This is a genomic window from Mycobacterium genavense ATCC 51234 (assembly GCF_000526915.1).
Lineage (GTDB): Bacteria > Actinomycetota > Actinomycetes > Mycobacteriales > Mycobacteriaceae > Mycobacterium > Mycobacterium genavense.
In genome coordinates, this window is record NZ_JAGZ01000003.1 from 410,870 (window position 1) to 426,388 (window position 15,519).

A 15,519-nucleotide genomic window follows, 5' to 3' on the forward strand; every position below is an offset into this window, starting at 1 on the left:
ATGTATCCCCTCTGTTGTAATTTCACAGCAAGCCCGATTGCAAGACGTCCCCGGCCAGCCCCGCCACCACCGGGACGATGCCGAGGCAGACGAACGCCGGCAGGAAGCACAACCCGAGCGGTCCGGCGATCAACACACCCGCCCGCTCGGCGGATGCCGCGGCGGTGTGCGCGGCGTCGTGACGGGACTGCTCGGCCAACTCGGCGACGCCGCCGGCCAGCGCCGCGCCCGACGATGCCGACTGTCGCGCCAGTCGCAGCAACGCCTCGGTCTGCACGTCGACCGGTTTCCCGGGTGAGATCGACCATGCGACAGCGGGATCGGCGCCCAGCGCCAGCAGATCGGCGGCCCGCCGCAATACCCCGGCCAGCTGCGCCGGCGCGGAATCGGCGGTTGCGGCCGCCGCGGTCGACACGGCCATCCCGGCCTGCAGGCACACCGCCAGTACGTCGAGGCTAGCAGCGACGGCCAGCGGGTCCGGCCCGCTCGCGGATGCGGCGCGCAGCGCGGGCCGAAGCCGTTGCGCACGAACAATGGCGCGGGCGCGTGCCGTCGACGGCCCGGGTGCGATCAACAACGCCAAGGCCAGTAGCACCGTTGCGGCGCTCATGACGCGGCCCGCTGGATGATTCGGTCCGACCACAGCAGGCCGCCACACGTCAACATCGATCCGACCACCAACAGCCACCCGCCCGCGTGCCCGCTCAGCAAGAAGCTCAGCGGACGGGCACCGATCAGTTGGCCCAGCAACACGCCCAACACCGGCAAGCCCGCCAATATCGCCGCGGTGGCCCGGGCCCCGGCCATGCTCGAGTCAACCTTCGATGAGAATCGTTGTCGCTCAATGATATCGCGTTGCGCGGTACGCATCAGGGTGGCGATCCCAAGACCGTGATCGCTCGCCAGCTGCCAGCACACGGCCAGCCGTTGCCAATGCGCGGGCTGGGCTGAGGAGTCTGCGGCGACCCGCAGGCCCACCGTGACATCGGCGCCCAATCGCGCGCGTGCCGCGACCGCACGCAGCGACCGTGCCACCGCGCCAACGGTTTCGGCGGCGGCCACATCGAAGGCCTGCACGGGATGGGCCCCACGCGCAGCTCGCCGACCAATACCTCGAGCGCGGCTTCCAATGTCCGGCCCTCCTCGGTCGCACGCCGGAGCTGACGGCGCCGGCGGTAGCGCAGGCTCACCGTGGCAGTCACGGTCGCGGCGGCCAGAATGGTGGTCAGCGGCAGCGTTACCACGGCCACAACGGCGCCACCCGCGACCAGGCAGGTGCGCCCGCGCGTGCCGACTACGACTTGTCGACGTGCGGTCAACCGCCGCTTCGGCGACGACGGGAATACCAAGAGCGCCAACGCCATCAGTGAGGCAGACACCGCGATGCCGTTCATGCCGACAACCGGCTTCGCAGCAAGCGATGCAGCTCTTCGGCATCGCCGGTCTTGCCGTGCTGGACGTGCCACGCCGTCACCGCCCGGACCCGCCCGTCGACCTGGCGTAGCACGGCGATCTCGGCGAGCCGGCGCCGGCCGTCGCTGCCCCGCGCAACGTGCAGCAGCACCTGCACCGCCGCGGCGAGCTGACTGTGCAACGCGGCCCGATCCAAACCGCCGAGCGCACCCAACGCCTCCAGCCGGGCGGGGACCTCACCGGGATTGTTGGCATGTACCGTGCCTGCCCCGCTGTCATGGCCGGTGTTCAGGGCCGCGAGCAGGTCGACCACTTCGGCCCCCTGACCTCACCGACGACGATGCGGTCGGGCCGCATCCGCAACGCCTGCCGGACCAGCTGGCGCACCGGAATTTCGCCCACTCCTTCGACATTGGCGCACCGGGCGACCAGCTTGACCAGATGCGGATGCCGGGGCGCCAATTCGGCGGCGTCCTCGACGCACACGATCCGCTCCGTCGGCGAGACCGCGCCCAGCATGGCCGCCAGCAAAGTCGTCTTGCCGGCGCCGGTGCCGCCGCACACCAGGAACGCCATCCGGGCCGCGATGATGTCGGCGACCAACGCGGCGGCCATCGGTTCGATCGCGCCCGCGGCGGTCAGCGCGGCCAGATCCTGCATGGCCGGGCGCAACACCCGCAGCGACAGGCAGGTGCCACCGGCAGCCACCGGCGGTAACACCGCGTGCAACCGGACCGTGAACCCGCCGGCTCCGATACCGGACAGCTGGCCGTCGACCCAGGGCTGCGCGTCATCCAGACGGCGGCCCGCCGCCAGCGCGAGCCACTGGGCCAGCCGTCGCACCGTCGCCTCGTCGGCGAAACGGATGTGGCTGCGTCGCAATCCGTTTCCATCGTCGACCCACACCGCGTCCGGCGCGGTGACCAGGACGTCGGTGGTGCCGTCCGCGCACAGCAACGGCTCGAGAATTCCCGCACCGGTCAGCTCGGTCTGTAGCACCCGCAGATTGGCCAGGACCTCGGTGTCGCCGAGCATCCCACCGGATTCGGCCCGAATCGCGGCGGCCACCACACTGGGCCGTAACGAGGATCCCGGCGGAATCGATTCCGTCGCCAGGCGCTCGCGCACCCGCTCGATAAGCGATCCGCTCACGCCACCCTGGCCTTCGGTCCGCGCGGCAGTAGCTGCAGGACCCGACGAGCCGCCGCCGTCAGCGCCGATCGTCGCCCGAGCCGCACGCCGCCGTGTTCGAGCTGCCCGGCCAGTTGCGGTTGCGCTTTCATCGACGCCAGCAGCGACAGACCGGTGATGTCGGCGACTTCGGTCGCGCGCAATCCGCCCGGCGACGGACCCCGAACCACCAGACCGAGGTTGGGGTTGATCGTGGCCAGTACCGACGTCATCGCCGCCGTCGCCGCACAGGAGCGCACGTCGCACGGGCTGATCACGACGACGAGGTCCGCGGCGACCAGCCCGGCCTGGGTGGCCTCGGTCAGACGCCGGGGCAGATCGTACACCACCGTGACTCCCCCGCGGCGGCCCGCATCGATGACCGCGTCCACCGGGCCGGCGTCCAGCTCGTAGCCGCGCCGTGTACCGGACAGCACGCTGACGCCCTGCAGGCGCGGCAGCGCGTCGCGCACCGCCGGCCAGTTGAGCCGACCGCCCTGCAATGCCAAGTCGGGCCAGCGCAATCCGGGGATGGACTCCCCGCCGAGCAACAGATCGACGCCGCCGCCCCAGGGATCAAGATCAAGCAGCAGTGCATGATTCGCGGCCCGGGCCGCTGCGGCCGCGCACAGCGACGCCCCGGCGCCGCCGCAACCGACGATCACCGCGACGGCCCCGCCGCGCGATCCGTCGTCGCGGATCGATTCAGCGGATTCCGCGAGCTCGCGGATCAACTCGTGTTCCTGCTCGGGCAGGCTCAGCACGTGCTGAGCGCCGACCGCAATGGCGGCCGCCCAGGTGGGCGGCGCGGGTTCGGCGGCGCACAGCACGGTGACGTGGACACGGCGCGGCAGCGCAGCGCGCCCGCAACGGTCCGCACCCGCGGCATCGAGCTACCACCGCCGCGGCCGCCGACCACGTCTTGCGACCCACCGCCGACTCGCCGGCGTGCACCACCCGCACGCCGACCGCGGCGGCCACCCGATCCAGTTCGTCGCGCAAGATCGGGTCGGTCAACACCGCCAGTACACCCGCGGAATGCCTCGCCTCGGAGCCGGTAGCGATCGTCACCCCACCACCGTGCGGGCAGCTCAGGATGGCACACCAGTCCCAAACTTGGATTTGTGGAGAGATACGAGAGTGTGCACAAAGTTCGCGGTTCGGCGGTTGCCCGCACGACGGATAACACTGCGCCCGCAACCGCCGCAGGGTGTACAAGAGGGCCGGATTGTCGAGAAAATCACCGCAGAAAAGGGACGACCCCCGCCAGGGGGGAGGAGGCGGAGGTCGTCGTGTATCAGCCCCCGGGGGGTCGGGCTGATACACCCTCGGCTCAGGCCGAGTAATGCTTACTATACACACGACAGTGCGGATTGACGCAAGTAGCTGTTTTTTGCGGAAGGCAACTTTGAGCCGCAAAAACACCGCTGGCCTCGTCTGTTACCACTGTCGAGTCCCGAATTTGCCGGCACGCCCCCGGACATGCCGGCCGACCGACCTATGCTGAGTCCGTGACCGTCTCCGACTCGGAAGCGCACCAGCAAACCTCGACACAGGCACCCGCACCGGGGCCTCCGCACGCCAAAACCGCGGCCTTTTTCGACCTGGATAAGACGATCATCGCCAAGTCCAGCACCCTGGCTTTCAGCAAACCGTTCTTCAACCAGGGTCTGCTCAACCGGCGCGCCGTACTGAAGTCCAGCTACGCGCAATTCATCTTTCTGCTCTCTGGTGCTGATCATGACCAGATGGACCGAATGCGCACCCACATGACCAACATGTGCACCGGGTGGGACGTCGCTCAGGTCAAGTCGATCATCGACGAAACCCTGCACGACATCGTGACTCCGCTGGTGTTCGCCGAGGCCGCGGATCTGATCGCGGCGCACAAGTTGTGTGGCCGAGACGTCGTGGTGGTGTCCGCGTCCGGCGAGGAAATCGTCGCGCCGATCGCCCGCGCGCTGGGTGCCACGCACGCCATGGCGACCCGCATGGTCGTCGAGGACGGCAAGTATACCGGCGACGTCGCCTTCTATTGCTACGGCGAGGGCAAGGTCCAGGCGATCCGCGAACTGGCCGCCCGCGAGGGCTATCCGCTGGAACACTGCTACGCCTACTCGGACTCGATCACCGACCTGCCAATGCTCGAGGCGGTCGGGCATCCGAGCGTGGTCAACCCAGACCGCGGCTTGCGCAAGGAAGCGACCGAACGCGGTTGGCCCGTACTGAGTTTCTCGCGACCGATCTCGCTGCGAGACCGGATTCCGGCGCCGTCGGGGGCCGCGATCGCCACCACGGCCGCGGTGAGCATCACCGCGCTGGCCGCCGGTGCCGTGACCTACTCGCTGCTGCGCCGCTTCGCGCTCTAGGCGCGGCTGTCAGCAAACCCGCCGCGCGGCCAGTTCCTGTGAATTCGCGACGTTTGCCGAATTGGGCCTTGCTGTGCTAAGGCTCCAGTAGTACAAAGGAACCACGGAAGCCCGGTTAGGCCTAGGTCGAGCCGGAAGAGAAGGTTCGTTCTCCCAACCCGGGCGCCCAGCACGGCACTCGGCACCCACGCGGAGTCATAGCCGCGATAATGGCAGAAGTGTTGCGGGCCTGCGTAATTGCGAAAAATGCGGAAAGTATGAACGGCCCTTTAGGTGGGATTGTAACTTGAAGCGTCGCAAGATCGCCGAGGCCACCCACGCATCCCGAAATTGCACGCTTGGTAACCGAGTTCCGTGCTAGCGGGCGGCGCACCGAGGCATCTCGGAACGCCGCCCGCTCGACACGTCTGGCCTCCTTTTCGGGGTGGCTCATCCCTTGCCCGGCAACGATTCGGCGATCGACAGCGCCTCCTGCGCGCCGGCCTGCAGCGCCCGGCAGCACAGCACCAACCACGCCCCGACACCGGCCGGTGTGCCTTCGGCGAATCCGCGTGCGGCAGCGCGATAGTCGCCGGGCTTGCGCATCCAGCTCACCTCGGGCACACCGAGTCCGTGCGGATCCAGCCCGCTGGCAATCGTCACCAGGCGCGACACCGCGCGCGACCACGCCGTCCGCGCTGCCAAAGGGCTTGAGCGTCAGCAGTTCTCCGTGCGCGACGGCGGCGACCACCGGTGCCGGTACCTGTGTGCGACCGGTCACCAACTCGACGAGTAACTCGAGGCGCGGCCCGATCTCGGGGTCGGCTCGCGGCCGGCCCAACTGTTCGTCGTCGACCTGATCGGCCGCGACGAGCATGTGCAGCCGGGCCAACGCCTGCAACGGCGAGCGCTGCCACACCCCGATCAGCGCGCCGCCGCCGCCTTCGAGCGCCTGAGCTACCCGCAGCGCTCCGCCGAACACCGGATCGCTCACCCCTGAGCTGTCCGCCAAGTCCTCGAACCGCACGGGGCCGCCGTCGAGCACCGAGGAAGCACGCGCCGCCCGCAAGGTGGCCTCGGCCGCCGTCACCGGCCAGCCCCGCAGATTGGCGCGATGCCGGTGCGCGCGGCCCAGCGCGTCGCGGACCCGGTCACTGGCCTCGGCGACGCCGGGGAGCTCGATCAGCGGAGCCAGCGGGTCGGCCGTCACAGGTTGCCAACCTAGCTGGGCGGCATGGACGCCCCGGGAATGGCCTCCAGCAACTGGCGGGTGTAGGCGTGGCCGGGCCTGCTGAACAGCTCATCGGTGGCGGCATGCTCCACGATCCGTCCGGCGCGCATCACCAGTACGTCGTCGGCGATCTGCCGGATCACCGCCAGGTCGTGGCTGATGAACAAATAGGCCAGGCCGAGTTCGGCCTGCAGCGTGGCCAGCAGGTCCAGTATCTGCGCCTGCACCAGCACGTCGAGCGCCGACACGGCCTCGTCGCACACCAGCACGTCGGGCCGCAGCGCCAAGGCCCGCGCGATCGCGACGCGCTGGCGCTGGCCGCCGGAGAGCTCGCGCGGCAACCTGCCCAGTACCGACGACGGCAGGGCCACCTGGTCGGCGAGCTCGCGCACCGCCTTTTCGCGCTGACCGCGGTCGCCGACGCGGTGGATCCGCAGCGGCTCCTCGATAGCGCGAAACACCGAATACATCGGATCCAGGCTGCTGTAGGGGTTCTGGAACACCGGCTGCACGCGCCGGCGAAAGGCCATCATAGCGTCCCGGTCCAGCGCGTCGGAGATCTGGGTACCGTCGAAAACGACTGTGCCCGAGGTGGGTTGGAGTAAGCCCAGCACCATCCGGGCCACCGTCGATTTGCCCGAACCCGATTCGCCGACGATGGCCAGCGTGCTGGCCCGGCGCAGCGCGAAGGACACCGCGTCGACGGCGCGCAACTGCGTCCGGCGCCACGGCGCGCGGTGCGACTCGCGATAGACCTTGGTCAGCCCCGAGGCGATGAGGATGTCGTCGGCTGGCGCGGTTGCCGGCGGACGTGCCGGTGCCGAACTTCGGGCCGTCAGCGACGGAGCCGCGCTCACCAGCCGGCGGGTGTACTCGTGTTGCGGTTCGCGCAGGATCGACTGCGCGGCACCGGATTCCACCACCGTGCCGCGGTGGACGACGACGACGCGCTCGGCCCGTTCGGCGGCCAGTGCCAGATCGTGGGTGATCAGCAGCAGCGCGGTGCCCAGCTCGTCGGTGAGGCGCTGCAGATGGTCGAGCACTTGCCGTTGCACCGTGACGTCCAGCGCGGACGTCGGCTCGTCGGCGATCAGCAGCTGCGGGCGACCCGCCAGCCCGATGGCGATCAGGGCGCGCTGGCACATGCCGCCGGACAGCTGATGCGGGTATTTGCCCGCTTGCTTCTCCGGGTCTGGCATACCGGCCTGGGCGAGCAACTCCACCGCCCGTCGGCGGGCGTGCCGGCCATTGGTGTTGGCTCGCAACGCTTCCGAGATTTGGAAGCCCACCTTCCAGACCGGGTTGAGATTGGTCATCGGGTCTTGGGGCACATAACCGATCCGGCGACCCCTGATCGAGCGCAGCAGACGGCGGTCAGCAGAGGTGATGTTCTGCCCGTCGAAAGTGATGCGGCCGGCCGTGATTCGGCCCCCGGGTGGCAGCAGCCCCAGGATCGCGGCGGCCGTGGTGGATTTTCCAGAACCCGATTCGCCGACCACGGCGACCGTCTGCCCGCGCATGACACTCAGATCGACCCCGCGCACGGCGGGGGGGTGGTCGCCGAACCGGACTTCTAGGCCCTCCACCGTCAACAGTGCGGTGCTCATGCGCGCTGCGCCCGCGAGGCCGGATCCAGGGCGTCGCGCAGGGCGTCACCCATCATCATGAACGCCAGCACCGTGATCGCCAGTGCGCCGGCGGGATAGAACAAGATCGGCGAACCGGCCCGCAGCCGCGTCTGCGCCAGGTTGATGTCGCCGCCCCACGAGACCACCGAAGTCGGCAGCCCGACGCCGAGATAGGACAGCGTGGCCTCGGTGACGATGAACGCCCCCAGCGCAATCGTGCACACCGCGATCACCGGGCCCGCGGCGTTGGGCAGCGCATGCCGCAACAGGGTTTGAAACCTGCTTAACCCCAAGGCTTTCGCCGCCAGCACGTAGTCGCTGGCCCGGACCTCCAGCACCGCACCGCGGGCGATCCTGGCCACCTGCGGCCAGCCGAACAACGCCAGGATGGCGATCACCGTCCACACCGTGCGGTGGTGCAGCACACCCATCAGCACGATCGCGGCCAGCAGCAGCGGCAGCCCGAAGAACACGTCGGCGACGCGCGAGACCACCGCGTCGATCCAGCCGCCGTAGAAGCCGGCCAGTGCGCCCACCGCCCCGCCGACGACGAACACCAGCAGCGTGGCGCCCAACCCGACCGTCACCGAGGCCCGCGCCCCGTAGATGGTGCGCGCGTAAATGTCGTGGCCCTGCAGATCCGTGCCGAACCAGTGCGCGGCCGAGGGATCGAGCAGGCTTTGGCTGGGATCGGCGTAGGTGGGGTCGGCATCGGTGAATAGCGCCGGGAACAGCGCGACCAGCAGGATCAGCAATACCAGTAGCGCGGCGACGATGAACTTGGGGCGCCGGTGCAACTTGCGCCAGGTCTCGCCCCAAAAGCCGGAGTGCTCAGCCATAGCGGATCCTCGGATCCAGTGCCGCATAGAGCAAGTCGACCAGCAGGTTGGTGATCAGATAGATCAACACCAGCACCGTCACGATCGACACCACGGTCGGCGCCTCCTGCCGGGTGACGGCTTGGTAAAGCACGCCGCCGACGCCGTGAATGTTGAAGATGCCTTCGGTGACGATGGCCCCGCCCATCAACGCGCCCACGTCGGCGCCCAGAAAAGTCACCACCGGGATCAGCGAGTTGCGCAGAATGTGCACGGTCACCACCCGCGGCCGCGACAGTCCCTTGGCGGTAGCGGTGCGGACATAGTCGGCGTGCGCGTTGACGGCCACCGCCGACCGGGTCAATCGCACGATGTAGGCGAAAGACACCGAGCCCAGCACTATTCCGGGTAGCAGCAGGCGCGCGAACGTCGCCCGCTCGCCAACGGTGACCGGCGCGATGCCCAGCCGGACCCCGAACAGGAATTGTGCCAAAAAGCCCAGCACGAAGATCGGGATCGCGATGATGATCAGCCCGGCGATCAGCACCGTCGAATCGAACAGCCCGCCATGGCGCAGCCCGGATATCACACCGAACCCGATCCCCAGCACCGCCTCGACGACCAATGCGATCAGCGCCAGCCGGATCGTGACCGGAAACGCATGTGCCAGAACGGCACTGACCGGCAACCCGGAATAAGCCCGGCCCAGGTCACCGTGCAGCACCCCGCCCAGGTAGCGCAGGTATTGCAGCAGGAAGGGATCGTCGAGGTGGTAGCGCGCCCGCAGCTGCGCGGCCACCGCCGGAGTCAGCGGCCGGTCCCCCGCGATCGCGGCCAGAGGGTCGCCGGGTAACAGGAAGACCATGCCGTAGATCAGCAGGGTGGCGCCCAGGAACACCGGCACCATGACGGCGACCCGGCGTGCGATATACCAACCCATGGCTCAGGCCTTGACGATGTTCTCGTAGTTGGGCAGCCCGTTCCAGGTCACCTTGACGTTGCTGACCGCCGGCGACCACCCGAGTACGACGTTGTAGTACCAGAGCGGGACAGCGGGCATGTCGTGCAACAGAATTCGTTGTGCGACATTGACCAGGACGTCGGCTTGCCGCAGGCTGGGCGCTGCCTCGGCCGCCGCCAGGCCGGCGTCGAATTCCGGGCTGGAATAGCCGACGTCGTTGGAGCCCGCACCAGTGGCGTACAGCGGCGCGAGGAATTCGATCATCGACGGGTAGTCACCGATCCAGGCGGCGCGGAACGCGGTGTCGATGGTGCGGTTGGTGATCTGGGTGCGGAACCCCGCGAAGGTCGGCTGCGGCGCGCCGACGGCGTCGATGCCGAGCACGTTCTTGATGCTGTTGGCCACCGCATCCACCCATTCCTGATGGCCGCTGTCGGCGTTGTAGGCGATGGCGTACCGCCCGCTCCATGGCGAGATCGCGTTGGCCTGCGCCCAGAGTTGCCGCGCCCGTTCGGGATTGAAGTCCAGGGCGTCGTTGCCCGGAATGTTCGGGTCGAACCCCGGCAGGGAGCGGGCGGTGAAATCGCGAGCCGGGCTGCGGGTGCCGTTGAAGATCTGTTGACAAATCTGCGGGCGGTTGATGGCCGCCGACAGGGCCAACCGGCGCAACCGTCCCTCTTCACCGCCGAAATGCGGTAGCCGCAACGGGGTGTCGAGCGTTTGACTGACGGCGACGGGTCCGCTGGCGGAGTTGTCGCCCAAGTCGCGCCGATAGATTGTCAGCGCGCTGGACGGAATCGTGTCCAGGACATCGAGATTGCCGGACAGCAGGTCGGCATAGGCGGTATCGAGATTGCCGTAGAACTCGAACCTTAGGCCCCTGTTGCGGGGTTTGCGGTTGCCGTGGTAATCCGGATTGGGTTTCAGGTCGATCCTGACGTTGTGCTCCCACGCGGGCCCGTCGGCACTGTCGGCCAGCCGATAAGGCCCGTTGCCGACCGGGTTGCGACCGAACGCCGCCATATCGCGAAATGCCATGGCCGGCAACGGATAGAACGCGCTGTGTCCCAGCCTCAGTTTGAAATCGACGGTCGGCGCCCGCAGCCGCACCGTGAATTCGAGATCGTTGACCACCCGTAACCCGGACATCGTGGTCGGCCTGCCGTCACCCGGCGCAGCGGCAACGTCCTCGAATCCGTCGATCGGTCTGAAAAAGCCTTGTTGCAGTTGGGCATTGGCACTGAGCGCCCCGTAGTTCCACGCGTCGACGAACGAATGCGCCGTCACCGCCGAGCCGTCGGTAAACTTCCAGCCTGGTTTGAGAATGATCCGGTAGTTGACGTTGTCGGTGGTCTCGATCGACTGCGCCACCTCCGGCGAGGGTCTGCCCTCGGCGTCGTAAGACACCAATCCGGCGAAGAGCCGATCCAGGATCCGCCCGCCGAGGCTGTCGTTGGTTCCGGTCGGAATCAGCGGGTTCGGCGGTTCGCCGCCGTTGACCACGACCAATTCGGGGCTCAGCACACCGCCACCGCAGCCGGCCAGCGACGCGACCGTCAGCACCGCGACGGCAGCAAAAGCCGGCCAGCCCCGCATCCCATACATGACAGCGACCCTAGGCCCTGTGACCGCGCCGACCGCGGAACGACCGTCGGTGAAGTGTGTCATCCGGCGTCGGCAACTTAGGATTCCGACATGGGGGTCACGATTCTCGCCTCGCATGAATCCCAGGTGCAGGTGGGCTACCTGGCGGGGATGTTGGGCATTCCGCTGATCAGATTGATCTGTCTGTCCGTTGGACTATGGGACCGCGCACGAAGTCGTCGGCAGCCCCGCCCCGGCTACCCCCACCCGCCGGGCCGTTTCCACCCGCACCGCCGCACCCCGGCCAATATCCTGGTCCGCCCTACGCGGGATATCCGCCGTATTCGCCGCCGCGGCAACGGACGGGAAGTTCCGCAACCGCGCTCATCGCCGTTGGCTCGGTCATGCTGGCGCTCGGAGAGCTGGGCATCCTGGGGAACGTCACCCGCGCCTTGAATGACAACCACCGGTCCCACGAAACCACCCGCACGCAGCCGGCCAACAACTCCGCGGAACTGCAAATGGGCCAATGCTTCACCGAATTCGATCTGCGATCTGAGTTTCAGGACCGCACACCCACCGACTGCGCTGACCCCAAGGCGACGGATCAACTCGTTGCCCAGGGTGGGCCGAAATCGTTATGCCCCGACGGCCAGCGGGAAGACTCCGTCTACGAGGTCTTCACCAATGCGTCCTCCACCCTGTGCTTTGCCGCCAACCTGAAAGAGGGGCAGTGCTACATGAAGATGGATGACGGCAAGTCAAAGAAGCTGACGCCGGTCGATTGTGACGATCTTCGATTCGCGCAAATCCGAGTCGTCCGGCGCATCGACGGGAGCTCCGACAAGTCGCGATGCCCCGGCAACGCCAAAGGCGTCAGCTATCCGGTTCCCCCACGCGTTTTCTGCTTCGTAGCCGCGGGACCCTAGCCGCTACTGGACGACGGTGACGGGGTGCACCTGCATTTCGCAGACGTCGATGGTGGCCGGCACCGTGAGCAGGATGATCGTGTCGGACGGATTGACCCGCAGCTCGGTGTAGTTAGGGCACGGGTTGCCCTTGCCGTCGATGGCCACGCCCTCGACGATCGCCTGTCCCTGACCTGCCAGCGACAGGGTGACCGTCGGCGGCACCTCGACGTCCCGCGGCAGACCGCCCATGTAGCCGCGCAACGTGGGCTTGGCATGAATGTCGGGCCCGTCGGCGCCCGTCTCGACAGCGGGATAGCCGGTCAGGGTGCACGGCTCGGCGCCGCCGGCGAGGCTAAACGTCAGGGTCAGCGAGCGGTGACCGACGGCCGCTTGCGTCGGGGAGGCGCTCACGGCGACCTGCTCCGAGCGGCAGGGCTCCGCCTGATCGCCGACCGGCACCGCCGACGCGGGCGGTCCCAGCACGACGGCCATCACGTAACTCGTTGCGGTCGCGGCAATGCTGAGGAGCAGGCAACTAACACGCACCCCGCAAGATTCCGGCACAACGGTGATTATGCGGGATGACAACCGGCTTTACCCCCGGATTGAATTCCACAGGTTCGACCGGCGGGTCTAGGCTCACAACGGTTGACGCGCTCAAACCCCGGCCCTTTTCATAGGAGAGAAAGCCAGTGCCCGCCACACACATCGAAGGCCCGTCCTCGTACCCGCCGCCGGCGCAGTTCGCCGAGCAGGCCAACGCCTGTGAGGACCTGTACCGCGAAGCCGAGGAAGACCGGCTGGCGTTCTGGGCCAAGCAGGCCAACCGGTTGACGTGGGCTACGCCGTTCACCGAGGTATTGGATTGGCAGCCGCCATTCGCCAAGTGGTTCTCCGACGGCAAGCTCAACGTCGCCTACAACTGCGTGGACCGCCACGTCGAGGCCGGCCTCGGCGATCGGGTGGCGATTCACTGGGAGGGTGAGCCGGTCGGCGACAGCCGTGACCTGACCTACGCCGAGCTGCAGACCCAGGTCTGCAAGGCCGCCAAAGCGCTGACCGATCTCGGCCTGGTCGCCGGCGATCGAGTCGCCATCTACCTGCCGTTGATCCCGGAAGCCGTGATCGCGATGCTGGCCTGTGCACGACTCGGCGTCATGCACAGCGTGGTGTTCGGTGGTTTCACCTCGAAGGCGTTGCGGGCCCGCATCGCCGATGCCGAAACCAAGGTGCTGATTACCGCCGACGGGCAGTTCCGGCGCGGTAAACCGGCACCGCTGAAGGACAACGCCGACGAAGCTGTCGCGGGCGGACCCGACGGCGAAAGTCCCGTCCAGAAGGTTCTGGTGGTGCGGCGCACCGGGATTGACGTGTCCTGGGAAGACGATCGCGACGTGTGGTGGCACGACGTCGTCGATTCCGCGTCGCCCGAACACATTCCGCAGCCCTTCGACGCCGAGCACCCGTTGTTCCTGCTGTACACCTCGGGCACCACCGGCAAGCCCAAGGGCATCGTGCACACCAGTGGCGGCTACCTGACCCAGTGCTGCTACACGGTCCACACCATTTTCGACGTCAAGCCGGAAAGCGACGTGTTCTGGTGCACGGCCGATATCGGCTGGGTCACCGGCCACACGTACGGCGTCTACGGGCCGCTGTCCAACGGCATCACCGAGGTGCTCTACGAGGGCACACCCGACAGCCCGGACCGCAACCGGCATTTCCAGATCATCGAAAAATACGGCGTCACAATCTATTACACGGCGCCCACCCTGATCCGGACGTTCATGAAGTGGGGCCGTGAGATCCCCGACGCGCATGACCTGTCCAGCCTGCGGCTGCTGGGTTCGGTCGGCGAGCCGATCAACCCGGAGGCCTGGCGCTGGTACCGCGAGGTGTTCGGCGCGGACACCCTCCCGGTCGTCGACACCTGGTGGCAGACCGAGACCGGCTCGGCGATGATCTCGCCGCTGCCGGGAATCGCTGCGGCCAAACCGGGTTCGGCGATGACGCCGCTGCCGGGGATCTCCGCCAAGATCGTCGACGACCACGGCGATCCGCTGCAACCCGACCCCGAGGCCGGCAAGAACGTCACCGGGTATCTCGTCCTGGACCAGCCGTGGCCGTCGATGCTGCGCGGCATTTGGGGTGACCCCGACCGCTACCGCGACACCTACTGGTCCAAATTCGCCGACAAGAGCTTCTATTTCGCCGGTGACGGCGCGCGTTTCGATCCCGACGGCGCGATCTGGGTGCTGGGCCGCATCGACGACGTGATGAACGTGTCCGGGCACCGGATCTCCACCGCGGAGGTGGAGTCGGCGCTGGTCGGCCACTCCGGCGTCGCCGAGGCCGCGGTGGTCGGTGTTACCGACGACACCACCGGTCAAGCCATCTGCGCGTTCGTCGTGCTCTGCGCGGGCTACGACGGCCACGACGGGACCATCGACGAGCTGCGCACCCAGGTGGCTTCGGAGATCTCGCCGATCGCCAAGCCGCGCAAGATCCATGTGGTGCCCGAGCTGCCGAAGACCCGCAGCGGCAAGATCATGCGCAGGTTGCTGCGTGACGTTGCCGAAAACCGCGAGCTCGGTGATACGTCGACGTTGCTCGACCCGGGTGTATTCGACGCGATCAGAGCGGCCCAGTAAAGCGCATCGATTAAGCCGGTATCGGAACGAAGCCCGCACCGGGCCGGTGTCTGGCGTTGATATCGGCCAGGATCGCGTTGAACGACATCACCACCGCCGGAGTGTGCAGCGGGATGTATTTGATGATGCAGGTCGGCAGGTTGTCGCTGAACGCGCCGTGGATCATCCCGACCAGCAGGTTGTCGACGGTCACCGGCCCTCCGGAGTCACCCGGTCGGCCGCAGACCTGCATGACGATGGTTCCCGGGTCCTGGCCCGGACCCCAGGTGACGCCGCACGAATTGCCGGTGGTGCGGCCCTGCTTGCAGGCGACCTGACCGAACACCGGTTCCGGGCCGATGCCGTTGATGATGAAGCCGCCGTAGTTGGCCACCGGCAGCACCTTGGCGGGATCGAATTTGATCACCGCGTAGTCGAGGGCGTTGTTGCCCGCAACCATCGTTCCCAGCGTGCCGCGACCCTCGGCGGCCTCGGCGGCGACCTGGGCGCCCGGGCCACCGCAGTGCGCGGAGGTGAAACCGATCAGCTCACCGGCGGCATCGCCGCCGATGGTCGTCAGCGTGCACATCGTGTCCCCGTTGATGACGATGCCCGCACCGCCGCCCATCGGGACACGGACGTCGGCGGCCGCGACGTTTGCAGGCAACCCCGGCTGGATGAGGAGCACGGCCGCCAGCACCACCACAAACCACCGATGTGCCGTCTGCAATGCGATAACTCCCATCAGCGGGCGGGATGTCGGAGAAACAGCTGCGCCAGTCTAGATGATCCCCCTGCGCCGCTCTTGCAGTGCGAATGGCGGTG

General features: G+C 67.7%; 10 protein-coding genes and 4 pseudogenes. 3 read left to right on the forward strand and 11 right to left on the reverse strand.

Translation table 11 applies throughout. The annotated features are described in order from the left end of the window. Positions 1–22 precede the first annotated feature (22 nt). The 4 genes and pseudogenes from T428_RS0109700 to ssd form a co-directional block, all read right to left on the reverse strand. Positions 23–610: a type II secretion system F family protein gene (locus T428_RS0109700; protein WP_211243918.1), complete on the reverse strand. Its 588-nt coding sequence runs from the start codon at positions 608–610 to the stop codon at positions 23–25. Continuing rightward, a pseudogene (locus T428_RS26915) lies at positions 607–1,394 on the reverse strand (type II secretion system F family protein). Before T428_RS26915 ends, T428_RS0109700 begins: the two are co-directional and overlap by 4 nt. After that, positions 1,391–2,565: pseudogene (locus tag T428_RS26920) on the reverse strand (TadA family conjugal transfer-associated ATPase). Before T428_RS26920 ends, T428_RS26915 begins: the two co-directional pseudogenes overlap by 4 nt. Continuing rightward, a pseudogene (gene ssd, locus T428_RS26925) lies at positions 2,562–3,603 on the reverse strand (septum site-determining protein Ssd). The pseudogenes T428_RS26920 and ssd overlap by 4 nt, the downstream one beginning before the upstream one ends. A 491-nt stretch (positions 3,604–4,094) precedes the next feature. Between ssd and T428_RS0109720 the strand changes: the two are divergent. Beyond that, positions 4,095–4,952, forward strand: coding sequence for an HAD-IB family hydrolase (locus tag T428_RS0109720; protein ID WP_025736327.1), 858 nt, complete (start codon positions 4,095–4,097; stop codon positions 4,950–4,952). 429 nt (positions 4,953–5,381) lie between these two features. Here the strand turns inward: T428_RS0109720 and T428_RS26930 are convergent. The 5 genes and pseudogenes from T428_RS26930 to T428_RS0109750 all read right to left on the reverse strand — a co-directional run bounded on the left by T428_RS26930 (position 5,382) and on the right by T428_RS0109750 (position 11,174). After that, a pseudogene (locus tag T428_RS26930) lies at positions 5,382–6,141 on the reverse strand (oxidoreductase). Between the two features lie 11 nt (positions 6,142–6,152). Further along, positions 6,153–7,769 carry a dipeptide ABC transporter ATP-binding protein gene (locus T428_RS26935; protein WP_036467612.1) on the reverse strand — a complete coding sequence of 539 codons (1,617 nt, stop codon included), beginning with the start codon at positions 7,767–7,769 and terminating at the stop codon, positions 6,153–6,155. Further along, entirely contained in the window at positions 7,766–8,629 is an 864-nt protein-coding gene (locus tag T428_RS0109740) for an ABC transporter permease (RefSeq protein ID WP_025736329.1), read from the reverse strand. Before T428_RS0109740 ends, T428_RS26935 begins: the two co-directional genes overlap by 4 nt. After that, positions 8,622–9,548, reverse strand: coding sequence for an ABC transporter permease (locus T428_RS0109745; RefSeq protein ID WP_025736330.1), 927 nt, complete (start codon positions 9,546–9,548; stop codon positions 8,622–8,624). Before T428_RS0109745 ends, T428_RS0109740 begins: the two co-directional genes overlap by 8 nt. 3 nt (positions 9,549–9,551) lie before the next feature. After that, the gene (locus T428_RS0109750; protein WP_051465183.1) at positions 9,552–11,174 is read right to left on the reverse strand and encodes a peptide ABC transporter substrate-binding protein; all 1,623 of its coding nucleotides are present in this window, start codon (positions 11,172–11,174) and stop codon (positions 9,552–9,554) included. A gap of 383 nt (positions 11,175–11,557) precedes the next feature. On the opposite strand from T428_RS0109750, the gene T428_RS31055 reads away from it, so the two are divergent. Further along, positions 11,558–12,082 carry an LppU/SCO3897 family protein gene (locus tag T428_RS31055; protein WP_051465184.1) on the forward strand — a complete coding sequence of 175 codons (525 nt, stop codon included), beginning with the start codon at positions 11,558–11,560 and terminating at the stop codon, positions 12,080–12,082. A 3-nt stretch (positions 12,083–12,085) separates the two neighbouring features. On the opposite strand, the gene T428_RS0109760 is transcribed toward T428_RS31055, so the two are convergent. Then, a complete protein-coding gene (locus T428_RS0109760) occupies positions 12,086–12,556 on the reverse strand; it encodes a DUF4232 domain-containing protein (protein ID WP_084298681.1) in 471 nt (156 codons plus the stop codon). A 200-nt stretch (positions 12,557–12,756) separates the two neighbouring features. On the opposite strand from T428_RS0109760, the gene acs reads away from it, so the two are divergent. Continuing rightward, positions 12,757–14,715: an acetate--CoA ligase gene (acs, locus tag T428_RS0109765; protein WP_025736333.1), complete on the forward strand. Its 1,959-nt coding sequence runs from the start codon at positions 12,757–12,759 to the stop codon at positions 14,713–14,715. A 10-nt stretch (positions 14,716–14,725) separates the two neighbouring features. On the opposite strand, the gene T428_RS0109770 is transcribed toward acs, so the two are convergent. Next, positions 14,726–15,424 carry a S1 family peptidase gene (locus tag T428_RS0109770; protein ID WP_025736334.1) on the reverse strand — a complete coding sequence of 233 codons (699 nt, stop codon included), beginning with the start codon at positions 15,422–15,424 and terminating at the stop codon, positions 14,726–14,728. Positions 15,425–15,519: the final 95 nt, after the last annotated feature.